The sequence below is a fragment of the Nocardia sp. NPDC051981 genome, assembly GCF_040680715.1.
Classification (GTDB): domain Bacteria; phylum Actinomycetota; class Actinomycetes; order Mycobacteriales; family Mycobacteriaceae; genus Nocardia.
In genome coordinates, this window is record NZ_JBFAXK010000025.1 from 76,275 (window position 1) to 96,243 (window position 19,969).

Genomic DNA, 19,969 nt, shown 5'->3' on the forward strand with positions numbered 1-19,969 from the left:
CTGGGTCACGAGGCGCGAATCATTCCCTCCTGCAAGACAGTTGCCAGGTGACGCTGGTCGCGGTCGTAGAAGCGACCGATTCCGACGCCGCGCCCGGCGTCAGCGGCGACCGCTTCCTGCACGTAGAGCAGCCAGTCGCCGACCCGGCCGGGGCGGTGAAACCACATCGCGTGGTCGAGGCTGGCGGTGACCAGGCCGGGCCGGGCCCATGGCAGGTCGAGCACTCGCAGGACGGGTTCGAGGATGGTGTAGTCACAGACGTAGGCGAGGGCGGCGAGGTCACGTTGGGTATCGGTGAGGCCGTCAACCGGGCGAAGCGGGTCGAATGGTTTCACCCACACCGCTTGGTACGGCGCCCGCTTTCCTTCAACCGTCAGGTATACCGGGCCCGGTACGTGGCGCATGTCGAAGCTCCGACCTTCGGACCAGTAGGTCTTCGACTCATCGGTCATGGTCCCGCCGTGACGGTCGGCGAGATAACGCGCGGAGCTGGGCAACTCGTCCGGATCGGGGACGGGAGTCGCAATGTGCCCGGCGAAGGTGCCGCCGGATTCACCAGCCGCGAAGTTTGCCAGGCAGACGTAGACCGGCCTGTCGTTCTGATAACCCCGAACCTGGCGAGTGCTGTAGCCGCGTCCATCTCGCAGCAACTCGACCTCGTAGCGCACCACCGCCCCGATATCGGCAGGGCGGAGGAAGTAACTGTGCATCGAATGCAGCGTCTTGCCATCGGTCACGGACCGCATCGCCGCCGCCGCTGCCTGAGCCACCAGATCGCCTCCGTACGCCTTGGGCCATGGACATGGCTGCGTGATGGCGTCGAAGGCCAGATCGAAGTGCTGCGGCTCGGTCGGCGTCAGCGTTACCGCCGCAGTGAAGATCGCGGATGTGGTCGGGGTTTCGGTCTGCATCGATCCGTCCGTTCAGAGCGTGGCCGGCAGGTACGAACTGCGGCAGCAGTTATATAGAGTCAACATTTCGATCGTCAAGAATAATCTACATCATGGGACAAGGTGATGGCCACGCGACGGCAACTACGGCCTCCCGGACGATCGGTGGACGAGCGCCCTTGTCGTTCAGGAGAAGTCGGGATGATCGGCGGCGATTCGGTAACCCCCGGAGTGGAAGACCAGCGGCTGACCATTACAGGTGTCGAACTGCTCGACCTCGCCGATGAAAATGACATGATCACCGGCTTCCACCCGCTGCACGGTCCGGCACTGGAAGCGGGCGATGCTGTTGTCCAGCAATGGAACTCCCGCGATACCGTCGTGGTGGGCCACCCCGGCGAACTTGTCCGGCGCGGGCGTGGCGAACTGCCGGGAGAGCTCATGCTGGTCGACGGCGAGCACGTTCACGGCGAAGTGAGACGCTGCGACAAGGTCGGGCAGACTCGGTGCCTTCTTGGCCGGGCACCAGGCGACCAGCGGTGGATCCAGCGAGACCGAGGTGAACGAGTTGGCGGTCACCCCGACCTTGCGGCCGTCGGGTGCGCGGGCGGTCACGACCGTGACACCGGTCGCGTACAGCCCGAGGGCATTTCGCAAGGCCCGCGGGTCGACCGCATTCGATTCGGACCGGACCACATCGAGCACGCGCTCGGCGTCGGACCGGTCGAACCACCAGTCGTGCACGGCGCTCGGGTCGTCGAATCCAGCTGCGAACAGCCCGGCCACCGCCGGCTCGTCCGCGGCGATCCGCACGAAATCCAGTACATGCTCGGGGATCTCGGTGAGCATGCGGTTGGTCCACGCCACGGACCACCGCCCCCAGTTGCGCCAGAAGGATTCGAATACCTCGTGCATCCACTCGGTGTCGAACGCCTTCGCGCCGTGCCGCAATATCGCATCGAGGTAGATACCTGCCGCATGGACGGCGTTGTTCGCGCCCTGCGCGGTCAGCGGATCATTGAGCACCACCGCGTCGGCCAGGCCCAGCACCGGATGCCCGGACGCGGTGAAGGCCACCGGCCGTCGCACCGTGGGCGTCAACCGGCCGCGCAGCACACCGCCGTCATCGGTCAGCTCGATGTCACGGGCTCGGGCCGCGATCTTCGGAAACGCGTCGTCGAGGACCTCCACGCACCGTCGCAGATGCTCCTCCGGCGTCGTCATGTTGTCGAAGCGATCGATCGGTCCGCCCGGGATCGCTTCGACGACCAGGATCGAGCACGGGCCGGAGGTGGTGAGCGCAGGCAGCGTGATCACTTCCCCGGCCCCCGGCATCACCGAGATGGTGAGGTCGGCGCCGGAATCGTCGGGCAGCAGTCCGCGCACATACGCCACCGCCAGCGCCCGCTTCGGACGGTCGTACGGCGACCGCACCCGATCACGGACGAACATCCTTCCCAGGTCTCCGGTACCGGTCGCTACGATGGTCAGACTATGTTGTGCCGCAAGGGAATCCAGACGTTCCACGGTGACGTCCTCGACGTGGAAGCTCCCGCCCTCGGCGATGAACGCCTCGATCAAGGCGGCGCAGGCCACACGCTGGTCGATCGAGTACGCAGGAGTCTCGAACGCCGAAACCACTTCCCCCACACCGTCGATGCTCAGTGCAAGACGGTCGATAGCGGGGGCATCTTCCTCGACGTCGACGATACGGCTCAGGACCCGTAGGGCCGACCCGAACAGGCATTGACTCGACAGCACCGAACCGGTACGGACCTCGTCGGGGTGGCGGTCGCCGATCAAGGTCACCGCGCAGCCGTGGCGCCGCAGCCCCAACGCCAGCAAGGCTCCGGCCTGTCCTGCCCCGATGATCGCGATGCGGTGGGGTTCCCGGGCGTTCATGCTGCCGGGGCGAGGTCGTCGAGGTACGACCGCGCGCTGTCGGGGTCCATGAACCAGTGGAAGAAGTCCCGCGGATCGTCGAAACCGTTCGCGAAGCGACGAGCGATACGCGGACTCGTTCCGGCCGCGCCCAACATCGCCAGCGCGTGTTCGGGTGGGGGAACCAGTAGCCCGTTGGTCCAGGCCACCACGTACTTCGCGTAGTCCCAATACCTTTCGAACGTGTCGTGCATGAACTGCCGGTCGAAGGGGCGCTCGCCGTGCTCGAGGATGCTCGCCAGATAGGAGGCGGCACATTTGGAGGCGTTGTTGGATCCCTGCCCGGTGATGGGGTCATTGAGCACGACGACGTCGGCCATGCCGAGCACGGGAGCTCCCGAAGGAAGCACCCCGATCGGCCGGCGCACGGTGGGTGGGAAGCGACCGGCGAGCACGCCCAGGTCGTCGGTGAGCTCGAGGTCGCGGCAACGTTCGGCCTCCCACGGCAGGTAAGTTTCGACGATCTTCTTCGCGGTCTCGAGGTGCTGGTGCGGGTCGGTGACACCACCGAAGCAATCCATCGGACCGCCGGGCACACCCTCGATGACCATGATCTCGCACGGCCCGGTCGTGGTCAGCGCGGGGAATACGAAGTACTCGCCGATCCCGGGAACCATATTGAACGACACTGCCGAATATGGTTCGCGGGGTGCCATACCGGTCACGTACGTGAGCGACAAGGCCCGTTGCGGTCGGTCGAATGTCGAACGGGCCGAGTCACGTTCGAACATCCTGGCAATGTCACCCTTGCCCGCCGCCACCAGCACCAGGTCGGACTCGCGCGCATATCTCTCGAGGTCGTCGAGGCTGGCATCGTGGATGTCGAGCTGACCACCGCGGTGTTCGAATTCGCCCATCCAGCGTGGCATCTTCACCCGCTGGTCGACAGATTGCGCCCGAAGGTCCAGCCGGGAAGCCCAGGAGATCGCCTTACCCCCTTTGTCGTCGGGAACAGTGAACGCGATGCCGTCCACATCCGGACATCCCTCGGCCCAGAAATCCAGACGGAGCGCGTGTTCTCGGGCCAGCGAGCTGCCGAACATGCACTGGCTGGAGGTCACCTGGCCGGTGAAGATCTCTTCGGGGGTGCGGTTCGACACGATCCGGACGTCGTATCCGGCATCCAGCAGACCCATGCCGAGCTGCAGGCCGGACTGACCGGCACCGATGATGGTGATGGTACGCATTGTGTTCCTTTGATTTTCGGGTTCGGGTCAGTGCGCCGGAGCGCTCTCGGCGGCGAGTTGCGGGATGGCACTCACGGTCTGCTCCGGGCCGAGAGCGGAGTAGCCGCCGTCGACGGCCCAATCGGCGCCGGTGACGAACGACGCTGCTTCGGAGGCAAGAAAGGCGATCACACGACCCACCTCGGATGGGTCGCCGGTGCGGGCGAGCAGGTGGAAGGGCGCCGCGACGGAGTCGGTGTGCGCGCGGTCGCCGGCGGAAAGCTCGTCCATGATTTTCGACCAGGTCCAGCCCGGGCTCACCGAATTGACTCGGATACCGTCAGCGGCGTAATCCAACGCCATGTTGCGGGTGACCTGGGCGATAGCGGCCTTGCTCGCCGGGTATACCCACCGACCGGCCTGCGCGACCTTCGCCGAAATCGAGCTCAGGTTGACGATGGCTCCGCGACTCCGTGCCAGATGGGGACGGGCGGTGGCAGCGAACAGCACCGCGCTGACCAAATTGACGTCCAGGGTCCGCAACCAGGTTGCCCGGTCGGTGTCGGCGCCATCGTCTCCGTACGAGCAGGCCAGATTGACCAGGACATCGAGCGATCCGAACCTTTCGACCGTCGCACCGACGCAACGCCGGATGGACTCATCGCTGGTGATGTCGGTCCGGACGAACGCGGCCCGGTCGAACTTCTCGGCAACCGCCGCGCCGCCCACCTCGTCGATATCGGCTACCACCACCCGCGCGCCCGCGGCGACGAGCTCGGCGACGACGCCAGTCCCGAACAGGGTGGCGCCACCTGTGACGATCGCCGTTTTCGTGGACAGTGAGATTGAGGTTGACATGCGGCCCTCCGAACTACACCCGCTAATGTGACCCGAGTCACGGTAAGGAGCGGCTGGATCGTCGGCTATCCCGCAAACGCGGAGCTTGTCCGCACAGCGTCGATCCACCGGTTCTTGACACGTATGACGCCGGAATAGAACAAACTGGTAACGCGCAATGATGACGATGGTCAACAGGACGATATGTGCGCGTGCGCCGCCTGGAGGAAGCATGAACGATGATGAGCGCCCGCTCAGCCGATACCGCCTAGCGGCCTCCAGCGACCCTGACGTCGTACGCGACACCGTCGGCCAGGCCTTTTGCGACCACCGGCTGTCACCGCTGAGCCGCAGTACCGGACTCGACGCACACTTCAACGGCCTGCGCTGGAACAGCGTGGGCGTGTACTACCTGGAGTACGGCACCGATGTCCGCATCGACCCGCGCGATCTCGACGACTTCTACCTCGTCCAGGTCCCCCTCGTCGGTCGTGCCACGATCACCGTTGGAGCCGAAAGTTTCACCTCCACACCGGAAGTGGCCTCGGTACTCGAACCCGGACCGCGAGTATCGATGTCGTGGGAAGGGGCGAATCGGCAACTGCTGCTGCGTTTGGATCGCGCATCGGTTCACGACGTGCTGCGCAAGAAGATCGGAAGGGAACCGACCACGCCCCTCGCATTCACCCCGCGGATGGATCTCACGACCCCGGCCGGCCGCACCTGGAGCGGGCTGCTCGAGCTGTTGACCGATGCCGTCGGCTCGGCCGAGATCCCGGAATCGATACCTGTCCGGGAATTCGAAGGGCTCCTCGTCAGCCAGCTGCTGCTCGGCCAGCCGCACAACTACCGCGACGAGCTCGACCGGCGACCACAGCCGACCGTGGCCCGGCCCATCGCGCAGGCGGCGGATCTGATCGAGGCCCACGCCCATGAACCCCTCACCATCGACGACATCGCCGAGGCAATCGGCGTGAGCACACGCACGCTCCAGGACGGCTTCCGCCGCTACTACGACACGACACCGATGGCATACCTGCGCGATGTACGACTGCGGCGCGTGCGGACCGACCTGCTGGCGGCCGATCCGACAACCGCCACGGTGACCGATATCGCGATGCGGTGGGGATTCCTGCACCCGGGCCGTTTCTCGATCCTTTACCGCGATCGCTATGGCGAATCACCGTCGCGGACGCTTCGACTGGAACGTGACCGCACCGTCCGGAAATAGCCCACACCACAAGGCAAATCCCCCGCCCGTAGCCGGGCGGGGGACGCAACAGATCCTGTGTGACCGTACTCAGCGACTCACACCGACGTCCGGCTGCCAGCGTCGCCGGAGGGTCGTTACTCCTTCAGCAGCACGGATCAACTGAAGACGCGGGGGCGGGCCGTCGGTGCGGCCGTTAGGCGGTTTGCGGTTACCAGCGCGGAAGGGCGCGGGCCATTCCGCCGCCTCGCCGACATACTGCTGGTCCACCGCGGCGTGCAGTGTCCACTGCGGATCCCACAGATGAGCACGGCCGATCGCCACCAGGTCGGCGCGCCCGGCGAGCAGGACCGAATTGACATCGTCGTAGGAGGAGATGGCACCGACCGCCACCACCGAGATGCCGTAAGGCACACCGACCTCCTGCCGGATCCGGTCCGCGAACGGCGTCTGATAACTGCGCCCGAACGCAGGCTTCTCATGCTTGACCACCTGGCCGGAGGACACATGCAGCACATCGGCTCCGTGTTCGGCGAATGCACGAGCGATCTCGACCGCGTCGTCGACGGTGTTGCCCCCCTCCGCCCAGTCGGTGGCCGAAATGCGCACCGACAGTGGCCGATCCGCGGGCCACACCGCTCGGATCGCATCGAAGACGCGCAGCGGGAAGCGCAAACGGTTCTCGAGTGAGCCGCCGAAATCATCGGTGCGCTGATTGGCCAGCGCGGAGAGGAAAGAAGACAGCAGATATCCATGCGCACAGTGCAGTTCGAGCAGATCGAACCCGGCGCGGGCGGCGGCCTGGCCCGACCGAGCGAACTGCTCGGTGATCTCGTCCATCTGCTCGCACGTGATCTCGCGCGGGGTGCGGCTGTCGGGTCCGTACGGGATGGCCGACGGGGCGACGGTGTCCCAGCCGCCGGTGTCCAGCGGGTCGTCGATGCCCTCCCACATGACCTTGGTGGCGCCCTTGCGGCCGGAATGCCCCAGTTGCACACCAATCTTCGATCGGGAATTGGCATGCACGAAATCCACGACCCGGGCCCACGCCCGCTCTTGTTCGGTGGTGTACAGCCCCGCGCAACCGGGCGTGATGCGCCCCTCGGGCGACACACACACCATCTCGGTCATTACCAGGCCGGCGCCGCCGAGCGCCTTGCTGCCCAGATGCACCAGGTGGAAGTCGGTGGGCACGCCGTCGACGGCGGAGTACATGTCCATCGGCGAGACAAGGATCCGGTTGGGTAGCTCGATTCCCTTGAGCCGCAACGGATAGAACATGGGCGGACGAGTTTCGTCGCCGATCACCGCCGCGTTCTGCGGCGTATCGTCCTGGATCGAGAGGTACCACCCGTCGATCCGGTTCACGAATCCGTTGTCACGCAGCCGCAGGTTGTCGTAGGTGATGCGGCGACTGCGCGTGAGGAGATTGAAAGCGAACTGATCCGGCGCTTGATCGGTGTAGTTGCCGATCGCTTCGAACCACTCCAGGCTGGCCTGGGCAGCCCGTTGAATGGACTCCACGACGGGCCGTCGTTCCTGCTCGTACTTTTCCAGACCAGTTGCGACGGAGTCATTTTCGTGCAGACAGGCGGCGAGCGCGAGGGCATCTTCCATGGCCAGTTTCGTGCCCGAGCCGATGGAGAAGTGCGCGGTATGCGCGGCATCACCCATCAGCACCACATTGCCGTGCCGCCACGTCCGGTTGCGGACCGTGGTGAAATCGATCCACCGCGAGTTGTTGGCCTGCAGACCGTGGCCGTCCAACTCGTCGGCCAGGATCTCCGCCAGTAGCGCGATGGACTTCTCGTCGTTCTCGCCGGGCAAGAACGCGCGGTCGGCGAACACATCGAAACCGGCTTTCCGCCACACGGATTCGTGCATCTCCACGATGAAGGTGCTCTGCTCGGCACTGAACGGATAGCCGTGTACCTGCATGACCCCGTACGGGGTGTGCTTGATGAAGAACTCGAATGCCTCGAACACCCGGTCGGTGCCCAGCCACATGTACTTGTTGTGCCGCCGATCCAGATCCGGGCCGAACACATCCGCGAAACGGGTCCGCACCACGGAGTTGAGACCATCGGCCGCAAGCACCAGATCATGGGTGGCGGACAACTCCTCCACATCCGGCGCGAGCGTGCGGAAATGGATGGTGACACCCAGATCGGCGCATCGCCGCTGCAAGATGCGCAGTAACTCCTTGCGGCTCATCGCCGCGAACCCCTGGCCGCCGGAGGTACGGACCTCACCCCGGTAGTGGATATCGATATCGCTCCAGCGGGCGAATTGCTCGCTCATCGCACGATAGATCTCCTCGTCGGCATGCTCGATGCCACCGAGGGTCTCGTCGGAGAACACCACACCGAAACCGAAGGTGTCGTCGGGAGCATTGCGCTCCCAGATGGTGATGTCGTGGGTGGGGTCGAGTTGTTTCATCAAGGCGGAGAAGTACAGCCCCGCGGGCCCTCCGCCGATCACGGCGATACGCATGAAAGCCTCACACTCTTCGGATCGAAGTCGGTTCGAATTCAGGTGGCTGCCAGTTGGACTCGGCCGAGCCGAATTCGGGCAGCGGGGCGCCGCGTAAGGCCGCGGCAATGTTGTCGGGCCATGGCATCGAGCCCCGGTCGGCGCTGGGCACATGGGCGGCTGTCAGGACGCCGCGGGCCGCGATCGTCGACGGTTCCGGCAGTGACGGCTGCGTCACCGCGGGGATCCTGGTGATGATGAAGTCGTACCGGAGCGAGGATCGGCCGACATTGCCCACCGACAGGCTGATGGACGCGGTATCGCCGAACCAGAGGCGCTCCAGGTAGTCGACTTCGTATCGCACTCGTGGAATACGGCCGAACAGCCAGCGCAGCCCGATTCGGTCGAGCAGCGCGGCTTCGGCCGCCTCCACCCAGCGCACGACCGTACTGTGGTGGTAGTGCCCGGCGGCATCGGTGTCCTGCCAGTCCACGACACGCTCGATCACGATGTCGGTCATCGCGTCCCCCAGTTCTCGCGCACCTTGAACCGCTGTAGCTTGCCGCTGGGATTGCGGGGCAGACTGTCGACGAATTCGATACTGCGCGGGTACTTGTACGGTGCCGCAGTGCTTTTGGCGAAGTCCTGGAGCTCCCGAGCCTTCGCCGCGTCGCCCGCGACGCCCGGCCGGAGCACCACCGCCGCGTGTACGATCATGCCGCGGTCCTCATCGGGAACACCGATCACAGCACTCTCGACCACATCCGGGTGCTGGTCGAGGACCGCCTCGACCTCCGGTGCACCGATGTTGTACCCGGCCGAGACGATCATGTCGTCGCTGCGGGCGTGGTACCAGAAGTAGCCGTCGGCGTCGCGAGCGTAGGTGTCGCCGGTCATATTCCAGCCATTGCGCACATACTGACGCTGACGGGGATCGGCCAGATACCGGCATCCGGTTGGTCCCTGTACCGCCAGCCGGCCGGGAGTGCCATCCGGTACCGGACTGCCATCGTCGTCCTGGATCTCGGCGCGAAATCCGGGCACGACCCTACCGGTGGAGCCGGCGCGGATGTCGTCGTCAGCCGCCGAGATGAAGACATGGAGCAGTTCAGTGCCGCCGAGACCGTTGATGATCTTCAGCCCGGTCCGTTCGTGAAACCGCTCGAAAACGGCTTCGGGCAGATGTTCACCGGCCGAAACGCACCGGCGCAGGGATTTCAGGCGCTCCGGATCGTCGCGCTTGATCAAAGACTTGTACACGGTCGGCGCAGTGAAAAGCACTGTCACCGAGAACTTCTCGATCGCGGCGACGAGCGCATCCGGATCGGGTTTCTCCAACAGCACGACCGACGCTCCGACAGACAGCGGGAACGTCACCAGCCCACCGAGGCCGAAAGTGAATGCCAAAGGCGGTGTCCCGATGAAGACATCAGCGCCGTGCGGTCGCAGCACATGTGCGGAGAACGTGTCCGCAATGGCCAGCAGGTCGCGGTGGAAGTGCATGGCGACCTTCGGCATTCCGGTCGTACCCGAGGTCGGCGCGAGCAGCACCACGTCGTCGGCACTGGTCCGCACATCGGTGTAGGCGACCGGTTTCGCTGCCGCCCTGCGGATCAGGTCATCGTCGCCCGTCCCGCCGACCGAGACGATACGCAAGGCCGTGTCGGCCGCGGACAGTTCGTCGAGCAGCCGGTGATCACATAAAGCCAGCGCCGGGCGGGTCAGCTCGATCAGTTTGGTCAGCTCGGGAGCACGCAGCAGGGGCATGGTGGTCACCACCACACCACCTGCCTTGACTACACCGAACCAGCAGGCAACCAGCCACGGGGTATTGGGAGCGCGCAACAACACACGATTTCCGGGAACCAGGCCGTAGTCGTCGGCCAGCACATGCGCAATCTGGTTCGCACGGTCGAGAAGATCGCCGTAGGTCCAAGTTTCGGACTCGGAGTGCAGGCAGGGCCTGGCCCGGCCATGGACCGCTACCGTCGCATCGAGCAAGGCGCTCGCGCAGTTGAGACGATCGGGGTAGCGCAGCCCTGCCAGGTCGAAGACCAGATCGGGCCAGTCGGCTTCGGGCGGGAGATTGTCGCGGCAGAAGGTGTCTTTGTGCGCGGAGGGTGTGAGCATCAAGCTCGGCCCTTTCGAACTGGTGAGGCTAATTCAATCTCATTGCTTCTATTTGACCGCCGTCGATGTCGTGCCATGTTCCGAGGCCGCACCGAGCGGGTGAGATCAAGGCTGTTCGGAATCCAGCGCGGCTACGGCCTGAATCTCCACGAGCGCTTCGGGTTGCCAGAGCGCGGTGACACCGATTCCGGCCATCGCCGGGTACGCCTCGCCAACCAACTCGCGCCAGAGCCGGCCGATTTCCTTGGCGTGAGCCTGATAGCCGGGAATGTCCAGCAGGTAGATGGTCACCGACAGTAGATTCTGCGGCTTTCCACCCGCAGCCTCGAGCGCCGCGATCACATTGGCCAGCGCCTGCCGGAACTGGGCGACGATCCCGCCGTCGACGATCGTCCCCTCGGGTGTCAAGGCGGTCTGGCCCGCCAGGTGCACGATGTCGCGAAACCGCGTGGCGTGGGCGAACCCGGAGGGTTTCGCCAGCTCGGGCGGATTGATGTGGTCGACGAGCATGATCGCCTCTTTCTCGCGGAGACCCACCGGGCGGCGAGCCGATTCGAAGGGGTGGCCCGAACCACAATATGGTGTTAGATTGATGATCGTCAATAGAACGCTATATACGAGCTGTCGCTCCTTGCGTTCGAAGCCGCCGCGGGCAACCCGGCCGAATTCCTGGAGTCTCCAGCGATGCGTTTGCGAACAGTTCTCCGCGACGACCACGGCAGTCGCGCCGAAGTCCGCGCCGACGGACAGTGGTACGCGACGAGAGCCGCCGACGTCGGCGCACTGCTCTCGGACCCGAACTGGCGCTCGGTCCGACCGCTGCCCGGCGCGCAGCCACCACCAGGGCAGGCGGCGCCGGTAGTGACAGCGCCGACCAAGATCGTGTGCTGCGGCCACAATTACCGCGCCCACATCGCCGAGATGGGTCGATACGCGCCCGAATTCCCCACACTCTTCGCGAAATTCGCCGACACCCTCACCGCCTGGAACGCCGACATCGCCCTGCCCGGCCCGGCCGAGGCGGTGCTGTTCGACTGGGAGGCCGAACTCGCGATCGTTGTGGGCGCCACCCTGCGCCGCGCCGATCGCGACACGGCGCGGGCAGCCATCGCCGGATACACCGTCGCGAACGACTTCTCGGTGCGCGACTGGCAGCGGAGGACTTCGCAGTGGTTGCAAGGCAAGGCATTCGACGCCACCACTCCACTGGGTCCTGATCTGGTGACACCCGACGAGGCCGACCCCACCGATGGCCTCCGCATCGTCTGCCGGGTCAACGGCACCGAGGAGCAGACCGGGACGACCGACGACCTCGTCTTCGACCCGGCGACCCTGCTGTCGTACATCTCCGCGTTCACCGTGCTGCGTCCCGGTGACGTCGTATTGACCGGCACCCCGGGGGGTGTCGGCATCGCGGCGGACCCGCCGCGCTACCTGCGTGCCGGCGACGTCGTCGAGACCGAAATCGAGGGCATCGGCCTGCTACGCAATCGAATCACCGTGTCCCCCAATGATATCGAGCCCGCCCAGCGGGACGGAAAGGAATCATGATGACCAGCGACTCCACCATCCAGGCCGCTCCGATTGTCACCAGAGCCGGAGCGGAGTACACCGGGACGGCACAGTCCGGTGGCGCGGTGCGCGTCTCGGGCGTGAGCCCGCAGCACACCCCGGCGACCAAGATCTGGTACGGCAAGGTGACCAACGAACCCGGCTACCGATCCTTGCCCCATCACCACGGCGAAGCCGAGACCGGCGGCTATGTCCTCACCGGGAAGGCACGCATCTACTACGGGGAGAACTATCAGGAGTACGTCGACATGAGCGAAGGCGATTTCGTATTCGTGCCACCGTTCATGCCACACGTCGAGGTGAACATGAGCACCACCGAAAAGCTGGTCTGGCTGACCTGCCGCACTCCGGACAATATCGTTGTCAACCTGCCCGATGTCGACGATTCCATCCTGGTCGGATACCGGCGGGCGTGAGACTCGAGCTCGGGTCGCACCACCGGCCCGGGCCATCGGACCGCACGATCCGGACAGATGCCGCGCGCAGCGTATAGCCGAGCACGTGCCGCAACCATACCGTGCGTCCTATGACCGACATCACAACCGAAGCCGACGCGATTATCGTCGGCTCAGGGGTCAACGGCCTGGTGGCCGCGGCCGAGTTGGCACTGGCCGGCTGGTCGGTGCAGTTGCTGGAGCGCAATGCGGAGATCGGCGGATTCATCGCCACCGAGGAACGCACTCTTCCCGGCTACCGGCACGACACCTATTCGTCCTGGCATCCGTTGTTCGTCTCCGGCGCCGCCTATGCGAGCCTCGGACCCCACCTGCACGAACACGGACTCGAATTCCGCAACACCGAAGAATGGGTGACCGCCAGCGTTGCCGATGACGGCCGCGTCACCATCGCACACCGCGATCCGGAACGCACCGTCATGGAGTTCGCCGACCCCGGAGACCGGGCCGCGTATCTCGCGATGCTGGCCCGGCTTGCCGCGAGTGCGGCACCGATCGGCGGACTGATGGACGCCGAACTTCGCTCGCCGTCCACGCTCCGACCGCTGGCCGGTCTGATCCGCGGTGGGCGACGCGGCACTGAAGACTGGCTGCGGATGGCGCTCAGCAGCGGTCGCGGATTCGCGCGCCGCGAGTTCCGCGGCCACGAGGTCGATCACCTCTATGCCCCGTGGCTGCTGCACGCCGGTCTCTCTCCGGACCATGCTTCAGGCGGACTGATGATGCCATTGCTCGCGGCCACCCTGCACGGGGCCGGACTGCCGGTGGTTGCCGGCGGATCCGCCGGGCTGCTGACGGCGTTCGAGTCACTACTGCATTCCCTCGGCGTAGAGGTGCGAACTTCCACCTCGGTGGAGCGGATCCTAGTGGACCACGGCCGAGCAATCGGGGTCGTCGCCAATGGCCACGCCACCTACGCCCGCCGCGCGGTGCTCGCTTCGGTGACGCCAACCGCCTTGTACGACAAGCTGTTACCACCTGAAGCAGTGTCGTCCACCATCCGCGCCGAGGCTGCGACCTTCCGCTACGGCCGCGCGGAAATGCAAGTCCATGTCGCCTTGTCGGCGCCACTGGACTGGGCCGACACCCGATTGCGGGACATTCCGTTGATTCACATCTCCGATGGATCCGACAGCACCGGAATCGCCTGCGCCGAGGCCGAAGCCGGGCTGCTCCCCCGCCGACCGACCGTCGTCGTAGGCCAGCAGTACCTGCTGGACCCCAGCAGAGTGCCGGACGGCACGGCCGCACTCTGGCTGCAACTGCAGGAAGTCCCATTCGCACCGATGGGCGATGCGGCTGGAGCGCTGGATACAACTCACGGCTGGACCCCGGCGCTGGCACGGAGTTTCGCCGATCGGGTATTGGCGCGAATCGCGACCCACGCCCCCGACCTTCCCCGGAAAGTGCTCGCGGTCGACGTCATCACCCCGGCCGATCTGGCCGCACACAATCCGAATGCCGTCATGGGCGATCCCTACGGGGGTTCGTGCGAATTGGACCAGAGTTATCTGTGGCGCCCCCTGCCGTCCGCCGGACGGCATGCGACACCCGTGTCCGGATTGTGGCAGATCGGCGCATCCACGCATCCCGGCCCCGGCTTGAGCGGCGGATCGGGACACCTCGTAGCGCGAACGCTCACACGAAATCGCAAGCTGCGCAGACTGTTCCGCACACGTTGAACAGCGCCGCCGGTGGACTGCGCCGGCCGGACAACCGCCGCGTGCAGCGGATAGCTCGGCCCGACCAGCCGCATCAGACTTCGAAACCAGTTACTCACCACAGGAGCCACGATGTCTCTGCTCAACGCCGTCATCGAAGCGACCCGCTCCGGCGCTGTCGACATCATCGATCTCACTACTCCGTTGCAGGAGTCCACCCCGATCCTGCAGTTACCGCCGCCGCTGGCCAACACCGTCCCGTTCCGGCTCGAGGAGATCAGCCGCTACGACGACCGCGGGCCCGCCTGGTACTGGAACAACATCCACACCGGCGAGCACACGGGCACCCATCTCGACGCACCGGTGCACTGGTTGAGCGGCCGTGACGGACACGATGTCTCACAAGCCCCGATGCGCACACTGTTCGCGCCCGTTGCCATGATCGACATGACCGCCGAGGTCGCGGCCGACCCGGAATTCCTGTTGGAAGTCGATCACATCCGCCGCTGGGAGAAAGAGCACGGACCGCTCCCAGCGGGCGGCTGGCTGCTCTATCGCACCGGATGGGAATCCCGAGGTGAGGATGCCGCCGCGTTCACCAATGACGGGCACACACCCGGCGTTTCCGCCGCCTGCGCCAAATGGCTGGCCGAAGAGTCCGCACTGACCGGACTCGGCGTGGAAACCGTCGGCACCGACGCCGGCGCGGCCGCCGGGTTCGAACCGCCCTTCCCGTGCCACAGCCAGCTACTGGGCGCCAACAAATGGGGCCTGACCAGTCTGCGCAACCTCGCCCGGCTGCCCGCCACCGGCGCCCTGCTGATCGTGTCCCCACTGCCGATCGTAGGCGGGTCCGGCAGCCCGGCGCGGGTGCTCGCACTCGTCGAACGTGACGCCGGATAGGGGAGGGAAAACCATGGCGGAACGGTCTTTTACGAACGAGGTCGGCAAACTGCGGCAGGGCTGCGGCACTACCCTGCACGTGGAGGGGATCCTGGCGGTCACGAAGGCGCTGCTGCAGTCCGGCGTCGCCTATGTCGGCGGCTACCAGGGCGCACCGATCTCCCATCTCATGGACGTGCTCGGCGATTCCAAAGACGTACTCGACGAGCTCGGCGTCTATTTCGAAAACAGTGCCTCGGAAGCTACCGCGGCGGCGATGCTGGCCGCATCGGTGCACTATCCGCTTCGTGGCGCGGTGACATGGAAGTCAACCGTGGGCACCAACGTTGCTGCCGACGCCCTGGCGAATCTGGCCAGCGGCGGCGTCACCGGCGGTGCACTCATCATTCTGGGCGAGGACTACGGCGAAGGCTCCAGCATCATGCAGGAGCGTTCGCACGCGTTCGCGATGAAATCGCAGATGTGGCTGTTGGATCCGCGGCCGAACATCACCGCGATCGTGAACGCCGTCAAATCCGGCTTCGAATTATCGGAGGCGAGCAACACCCCTGTGTTCTTGCTGCTGCGGCTGCGCTCTTGTCACCTGCATGGAGCGTTCCAGGCCGAAGACAACAAGCGACCTCCGATGACGGTCACCGAAGCGACTCGGCAGCCCACTCGCGACGTGAGTCGAATCGTGTTGCCGCCAGCCAACTTTCAACACGAGAAGGAAAAGATCGAAAACCGATGGCCCGCCGCGGTGAAGCACATCCGCGACCACGGGCTCAATGAGGTGTTCGGCGATGACCTCGCCGACGTAGGAATCATCGTTCAAGGAGGGCTGTACAACACCCTCAACCGGTCGATGGAACTGCTCGGCTGCTCGGATGCGTTCGGCAACACTCGGGTACCGCTGTACGTAATGAACGTTGCCTACCCGGTGATCGACGAAGAAGTCATCGAATTCTGCACCGGCAAGCGCTCGGTGCTGCTGATCGAAGAAGGCCAGCCCGACTTCATCGAACAGAACATCAATGCCATCCTGCGCCGTGCCGGCATACCCACAGAACTGCACGGCAAGGACATGCTGACCATGGCGGGCGAGTACACCTCGCTGGTCGTCACGCGTGGAGTGCATACCTTTCTCAGCAGCTATCTGCCCGAGGTGATTTCTGCCGAACCCGCGCTCCTGCGCTCGGCCGACGATCCGGCCAGCCCGTTCGCGGTCCGGGTCGAGCCGCACACTGTGCGGCCCAGGCCCCCCGGGCTGTGCACCGGATGCCCGGAGCGACCCATCTTCAGCGGATTGAAACTCGCCGAACGCGAAACGGGCGAACATCACATCAGTGCCGACATCGGCTGTCACTTGTTTTCGATCAACGCGCCGTTCGATCTGGGGGCGACGACCATGGGCTATGGCCTCGGTTCGGCGGCTGCGGCGGCGCTGAACTCGAAGGGCTCCGACCGCCGAACCATCGCGATGATGGGCGACGGGGGCTTCTGGCACAACGGGCTGAGCAGCGGCGTCGGCAACGCGGTCTTCAACAAGAACGACCAGCTACTGGTAGTCGTCGACAACGATTACGCGGCCGCCACCGGAGGTCAGGACGTGCTCTCCTCGCACGCCGACCTGCCGACCCGCTCCACCAAACATCCCATCGAGAGGGCCGTCCGCGGCATCGGTGTCAAGTGGGCCAGGACAATAGCCGACACCTACGACGTCACCACCGTGCGCGACACCTTCGTCGATGCGCTCACCACCGATGAGACAGGGCCGAAAGTCCTTGTCATGCAAAGCGAATGCCAGCTCAACCGGCAACGACGTGAGAAGCCGCAGCGGGCACAGGCATTGCAGGCCGGCGAGCGGGTGGTCCGCGAACGTTTCGGCGTCGACCCGGAGACCTGCACCGGTGATCACGCCTGCATCCGCATCTCCGGCTGCCCGTCGCTGACCATCACCGACAACCCCGACCCCATGCGCACCGATCCGATCGCGACCGTGCTCGACAGCTGCGTCGGATGCGGAGTGTGCGGCGCCAACGCGCATGCGGCCGTATTGTGTCCGTCCTTCTATCGAACGGACGTTGTCTACAACCCCACCCGGCGCGATCGCATGCTGGCCCGGCTGCGCACCTGGTGGATCAACATGCTCGCGCGCGGAATAGAGCGCCGCGCCGCCGGATTCGAGGTAACACCATGACCGGTTGGTACACCGGACAGCGCCCCATAACACTCGCGATCCTGGCCATGGGCGGCGAAGGCGGGGGCGTACTCTCCGACTGGATCGTGGAAGTCGCCGAGTCAGCTGACTACTTCGCCCAGACCACGTCTGTGCCCGGTGTCGCCCAGCGCACCGGATCCACCGTGTACTACGTGGAACTGTTCCCACCCTCCAGAACCGGCCACACCATCGGAACCGGACGCGGCGAACCTGTGCTGAGCGTGTTCCCCACCCCTGGCGAAGTGGACATCGTGATTGCCTCCGAGCTGATGGAAGCGGCCCGCGCCGTCCAACGTGGTTTCACGACACCGGACCGAACCACCCTGTTCACCTCCACACACAGGGTGTATTCGATCGACGAGAAGATGGCTCTCGGCGATGGTCGGGTCGACAGCGCGACGCTGCTGGACGCGGCCCGGCGCGGATCGAAGCGGCTGATAGCGTCCGATTTCATGGCAGTAGCCGACCACCACCGCAGCGTGATCAGTGCGGCGTTGTTCGGCGCAGTGGCCGGATCCGGCGTATTACCGTTCACCCGAGAACAATTCGAAGAGCCGATTCGCGGCTTCGGCAAAGGGGTCGAACAGTCCCTGCGTGCGTTCGCCGACGGCTTCAGCGCCGCCGCCACACCGACAGTCACCGAACCCCCGATCCCACCGCGAACTTCACAGCCAGTGGAATTAACCCTTATCCCCCGGCCGCTCACCGCCGACGAGCGGAAGACACGAGAAAATAAGCGCCGCAACGAAATAGCCGCGTCCGACCCAGGAGCTCTCGTCGGCCCCAAACTGCGGAAGCTCGCGGAGACCGTCAGAGATCTCCCGCCTGCGGCGCGGTCCATGACCCTGCATGGCCTGGTCCGCACCGCGGTGTATCAGGACACTTCGTACTCTCGGCTATATCTGAGTCGCGTAAGGGAGTTCGCGGCAGTAGATCCAGATGCCGAGGGCAGCGCCCTGCTCACCACCGAAGCAGCCCGGCAGATCGCACTGTGGATGTGTTATCAGGACACCATTCAGGTTGCGCTGCAGAAAATCCGGCGACACCGCATGGATCGCATCCGCTCCGAGGCGCGTGCCGAACCGGACCAACTGATTCAGGTCCGCGAGTACCTCCACCCACAGATCGACGAGATCACCGACACCATGCCGGCTCGAGTTGGCTCGGTCCTGCGCCGCTCCAGCACATTCCAACGGCTGGTTCGAAAGTTGACCCGCCGAGGCATGACCGTCAACACCAGCTCGATCACCGGCTACACCGCCCTGTCGATAACGGCCCGACTTCGCCCTTTGCGCCCACGATCGTTGCGCTATCAGCGCGAACAGCAAGCCATCAACGAATGGCTGAAAGCAGCATCGACCACCGCCCTACTCGATGCCGACCTCGCTCGCGAGATCCTCGAATGCCAATGTGTGCTCAAGGGCTACGGCGCCACCTTCGAACACGGCGCCGACAGTTTCGGAAAACTCATGCACGCTGCCCACAAACTGACCGGGCACCCTGATGCAGCCGAACGACTCTCGAAACTTCGGGCGGCCGCACTCGCCGACGAGACCCACACAGCTCTGACCATCGAGCTCGCTGCAGCGGTGCCCAGCTGACAATCCTCTGAAGGCAACGCGTCGGGCATCTGCGCACGACCGGCGCTTGCCTGGGTCGTCGTAATCGTGGGCTCGGCATTGCGTGTCGACGAGTTCCGCGGCCCCGGGAACCTGGCGGCCGACCCGGCGGATCGCCGCAAATCTGCGTCACCGTGCCCGGGGGGGAGGCGACCGCGTCGAATCCTACAGAATCCAACGCGCGGCGTGTCCTGCCTTGCCGCACACAGGTTTCGGCGGCAACCACACGCTCGGAATCGAAGGTCCGATTCGGTCGATCCGAAGCCGCGAGTCACCGCCCCCAATACGTCAGCGACGCACGGCTAGAACCACGCCGGCGTTCCGTCAGTGTGACGTCGGCACCACGGGCATACCCAGGGTCTGAAAGGACCCCGACGATATCGAGGTGGACAGATAAGCGGAGTGGTGGACGTCATCGGCCAACAGCGAGACGTCCTCGACCCGGCCGCCGGTCTCCAGCTGGACGCAGCGCCGCGCTCCATGCGTGAAGACCAGATGTGTCTCCACCATCGCGGATTCGGCCAGCGCGCGCAGCAGGACGATACCTGGTTGCGCGCGCTCTAACCTGATCTGCCGACGACAAGGCGGGGCTTGTGGGCGGTGCAGACCACGTCACGTTCTTTCGGCCGCGATGGCGACGGGTGAACGGTGAGGCTACGTCCGCCACCTTGCCACGACGGCGTCCATGTCGCCGTCGCCTGGCACGGGGATGTGGCGTGCACCGGGAAACCGGTGTGCGGGTTCGGTATACGCGCGTTGTTGTACCAGACGAGCGATATTGGCCCGGTAGATGTCGTCGACCGCGGCGTGCCGCCCGGGCTCACGGTCGAGCCAAAGATTGGCCGGATGGATCGGCCGGTCGTACATACGCTGGAACAACTCAGTGCGAATGTCCTTGAGCCAGTTGGAGTTC

General features: G+C 65.2%; 17 protein-coding genes and 1 pseudogene. 7 read left to right on the plus strand and 11 right to left on the minus strand.

Going from position 1 to position 19,969, the window contains the following annotated elements; translation table 11 throughout:
- Positions 1–5 precede the first annotated feature (5 nt).
- The 4 genes from AB0L60_RS33050 to AB0L60_RS33065 form a co-directional block, all read right to left on the minus strand.
- The gene (locus tag AB0L60_RS33050) at positions 6–911 is read right to left on the minus strand and encodes an acyl-CoA thioesterase domain-containing protein (RefSeq protein ID WP_364622155.1); all 906 of its coding nucleotides are present in this window, start codon (positions 909–911) and stop codon (positions 6–8) included.
- A 165-nt stretch (positions 912–1,076) separates the two neighbouring features.
- On the minus strand, positions 1,077–2,792 hold the full coding sequence (locus AB0L60_RS33055) for a flavin reductase (RefSeq protein WP_364622158.1): 1,716 nt from the start codon (positions 2,790–2,792) through the stop codon (positions 1,077–1,079).
- Entirely contained in the window at positions 2,789–4,018 is a 1,230-nt protein-coding gene (locus AB0L60_RS33060) for a styrene monooxygenase/indole monooxygenase family protein (protein ID WP_364622160.1), read from the minus strand. The genes AB0L60_RS33055 and AB0L60_RS33060 overlap by 4 nt, the downstream gene beginning before the upstream one ends.
- Before the next feature lie 27 nt (positions 4,019–4,045).
- A complete protein-coding gene (locus AB0L60_RS33065) occupies positions 4,046–5,029 on the minus strand; it encodes an SDR family oxidoreductase (protein WP_364622163.1) in 984 nt (327 codons plus the stop codon).
- 37 nt (positions 5,030–5,066) lie between these two features.
- Here AB0L60_RS33065 and AB0L60_RS33070 point away from each other — a divergent pair, with 37 nt between their 5' ends.
- Positions 5,067–6,065: an AraC family transcriptional regulator gene (locus AB0L60_RS33070; RefSeq protein ID WP_364622166.1), complete on the plus strand. Its 999-nt coding sequence runs from the start codon at positions 5,067–5,069 to the stop codon at positions 6,063–6,065.
- A 69-nt stretch (positions 6,066–6,134) separates the two neighbouring features.
- Here AB0L60_RS33070 and AB0L60_RS33075 read toward each other — a convergent pair whose 3' ends face one another.
- The 4 genes from AB0L60_RS33075 to AB0L60_RS33090 form a co-directional block, all read right to left on the minus strand.
- Positions 6,135–8,537, minus strand: a complete 2,403-nt coding sequence (locus tag AB0L60_RS33075) for a bifunctional salicylyl-CoA 5-hydroxylase/oxidoreductase (RefSeq protein ID WP_364622170.1) — start codon at positions 8,535–8,537, stop codon at positions 6,135–6,137.
- Positions 8,538–8,544: 7 nt separating this feature from the next.
- Positions 8,545–9,036, minus strand: coding sequence for a thioesterase family protein (locus AB0L60_RS33080; protein WP_364622173.1), 492 nt, complete (start codon positions 9,034–9,036; stop codon positions 8,545–8,547).
- A complete protein-coding gene (locus AB0L60_RS33085) occupies positions 9,033–10,646 on the minus strand; it encodes an AMP-binding protein (RefSeq protein WP_364622176.1) in 1,614 nt (537 codons plus the stop codon). Before AB0L60_RS33085 ends, AB0L60_RS33080 begins: the two co-directional genes overlap by 4 nt.
- A 105-nt stretch (positions 10,647–10,751) precedes the next feature.
- The gene (locus AB0L60_RS33090) at positions 10,752–11,249 is read right to left on the minus strand and encodes a RidA family protein (RefSeq protein ID WP_364622179.1); all 498 of its coding nucleotides are present in this window, start codon (positions 11,247–11,249) and stop codon (positions 10,752–10,754) included.
- 81 nt (positions 11,250–11,330) lie between these two features.
- Between AB0L60_RS33090 and AB0L60_RS33095 the strand changes: the two genes are divergently transcribed.
- The 6 genes from AB0L60_RS33095 (at position 11,331) to AB0L60_RS33120 (ending at position 19,038) form a co-directional block, all read left to right on the plus strand.
- The gene (locus AB0L60_RS33095) at positions 11,331–12,197 is read left to right on the plus strand and encodes a fumarylacetoacetate hydrolase family protein (RefSeq protein WP_364622182.1); all 867 of its coding nucleotides are present in this window, start codon (positions 11,331–11,333) and stop codon (positions 12,195–12,197) included.
- Positions 12,197–12,634: a cupin domain-containing protein gene (locus tag AB0L60_RS33100; RefSeq protein WP_364622185.1), complete on the plus strand. Its 438-nt coding sequence runs from the start codon at positions 12,197–12,199 to the stop codon at positions 12,632–12,634. Before AB0L60_RS33095 ends, AB0L60_RS33100 begins: the two co-directional genes overlap by 1 nt.
- A gap of 110 nt (positions 12,635–12,744) precedes the next feature.
- Positions 12,745–14,355 carry an NAD(P)/FAD-dependent oxidoreductase gene (locus AB0L60_RS33105; RefSeq protein WP_364622188.1) on the plus strand — a complete coding sequence of 537 codons (1,611 nt, stop codon included), beginning with the start codon at positions 12,745–12,747 and terminating at the stop codon, positions 14,353–14,355.
- Positions 14,356–14,466: 111 nt separating this feature from the next.
- Entirely contained in the window at positions 14,467–15,237 is a 771-nt protein-coding gene (locus tag AB0L60_RS33110) for a cyclase family protein (RefSeq protein WP_364622191.1), read from the plus strand.
- A gap of 13 nt (positions 15,238–15,250) precedes the next feature.
- A complete protein-coding gene (locus AB0L60_RS33115; protein WP_364622193.1) occupies positions 15,251–17,416 on the plus strand; it encodes an indolepyruvate ferredoxin oxidoreductase subunit alpha in 2,166 nt (721 codons plus the stop codon).
- Positions 17,413–19,038, plus strand: coding sequence for an indolepyruvate oxidoreductase subunit beta family protein (locus tag AB0L60_RS33120; RefSeq protein WP_364622311.1), 1,626 nt, complete (start codon positions 17,413–17,415; stop codon positions 19,036–19,038). The genes AB0L60_RS33115 and AB0L60_RS33120 overlap by 4 nt, the downstream gene beginning before the upstream one ends.
- A gap of 45 nt (positions 19,039–19,083) precedes the next feature.
- Here AB0L60_RS33120 and AB0L60_RS33125 read toward each other — a convergent pair.
- The 3 genes and pseudogenes from AB0L60_RS33125 to AB0L60_RS33135 form a co-directional block, all read right to left on the minus strand.
- Positions 19,084–19,351: pseudogene (locus tag AB0L60_RS33125) on the minus strand (IS5/IS1182 family transposase); the annotation flags it as partial.
- Between the two features lie 29 nt (positions 19,352–19,380).
- Entirely contained in the window at positions 19,381–19,566 is a 186-nt protein-coding gene (locus AB0L60_RS33130; protein WP_364622195.1) for a hypothetical protein, read from the minus strand.
- Between the two features lie 144 nt (positions 19,567–19,710).
- The gene (locus AB0L60_RS33135; RefSeq protein ID WP_364622314.1) at positions 19,711–19,923 is read right to left on the minus strand and encodes a hypothetical protein; all 213 of its coding nucleotides are present in this window, start codon (positions 19,921–19,923) and stop codon (positions 19,711–19,713) included.
- Positions 19,924–19,969 lie beyond the last annotated feature (46 nt).

Bases quoted from the DNA above. Each gene is read 5' to 3' on its own strand.
- AB0L60_RS33050 (WP_364622155.1), bottom strand. From the start codon at position 911: ATGCAGACCGAAACCCCGACCACATCCGCGATCTTCACTGCGGCGGTA.
- AB0L60_RS33055 (WP_364622158.1), bottom strand. From the start codon at position 2,792: ATGAACGCCCGGGAACCCCACCGCATCGCGATCATCGGGGCAGGACAG.
- AB0L60_RS33060 (WP_364622160.1), bottom strand. From the start codon at position 4,018: ATGCGTACCATCACCATCATCGGTGCCGGTCAGTCCGGCCTGCAGCTC.
- AB0L60_RS33070 (WP_364622166.1), top strand. From the start codon at position 5,067: ATGAACGATGATGAGCGCCCGCTCAGCCGATACCGCCTAGCGGCCTCC.
- AB0L60_RS33075 (WP_364622170.1), bottom strand. From the start codon at position 8,537: ATGCGTATCGCCGTGATCGGCGGAGGGCCCGCGGGGCTGTACTTCTCC.
- AB0L60_RS33080 (WP_364622173.1), bottom strand. From the start codon at position 9,036: ATGACCGACATCGTGATCGAGCGTGTCGTGGACTGGCAGGACACCGAT.
- AB0L60_RS33085 (WP_364622176.1), bottom strand. From the start codon at position 10,646: ATGCTCACACCCTCCGCGCACAAAGACACCTTCTGCCGCGACAATCTC.
- AB0L60_RS33095 (WP_364622182.1), top strand. From the start codon at position 11,331: ATGCGTTTGCGAACAGTTCTCCGCGACGACCACGGCAGTCGCGCCGAA.
- AB0L60_RS33100 (WP_364622185.1), top strand. From the start codon at position 12,197: ATGACCAGCGACTCCACCATCCAGGCCGCTCCGATTGTCACCAGAGCC.
- AB0L60_RS33105 (WP_364622188.1), top strand. From the start codon at position 12,745: ATGACCGACATCACAACCGAAGCCGACGCGATTATCGTCGGCTCAGGG.
- AB0L60_RS33110 (WP_364622191.1), top strand. From the start codon at position 14,467: ATGTCTCTGCTCAACGCCGTCATCGAAGCGACCCGCTCCGGCGCTGTC.
- AB0L60_RS33115 (WP_364622193.1), top strand. From the start codon at position 15,251: ATGGCGGAACGGTCTTTTACGAACGAGGTCGGCAAACTGCGGCAGGGC.
- AB0L60_RS33120 (WP_364622311.1), top strand. From the start codon at position 17,413: ATGACCGGTTGGTACACCGGACAGCGCCCCATAACACTCGCGATCCTG.
- AB0L60_RS33130 (WP_364622195.1), bottom strand. From the start codon at position 19,566: ATGGTGGAGACACATCTGGTCTTCACGCATGGAGCGCGGCGCTGCGTC.
- AB0L60_RS33135 (WP_364622314.1), bottom strand. From the start codon at position 19,923: ATGTACGACCGGCCGATCCATCCGGCCAATCTTTGGCTCGACCGTGAG.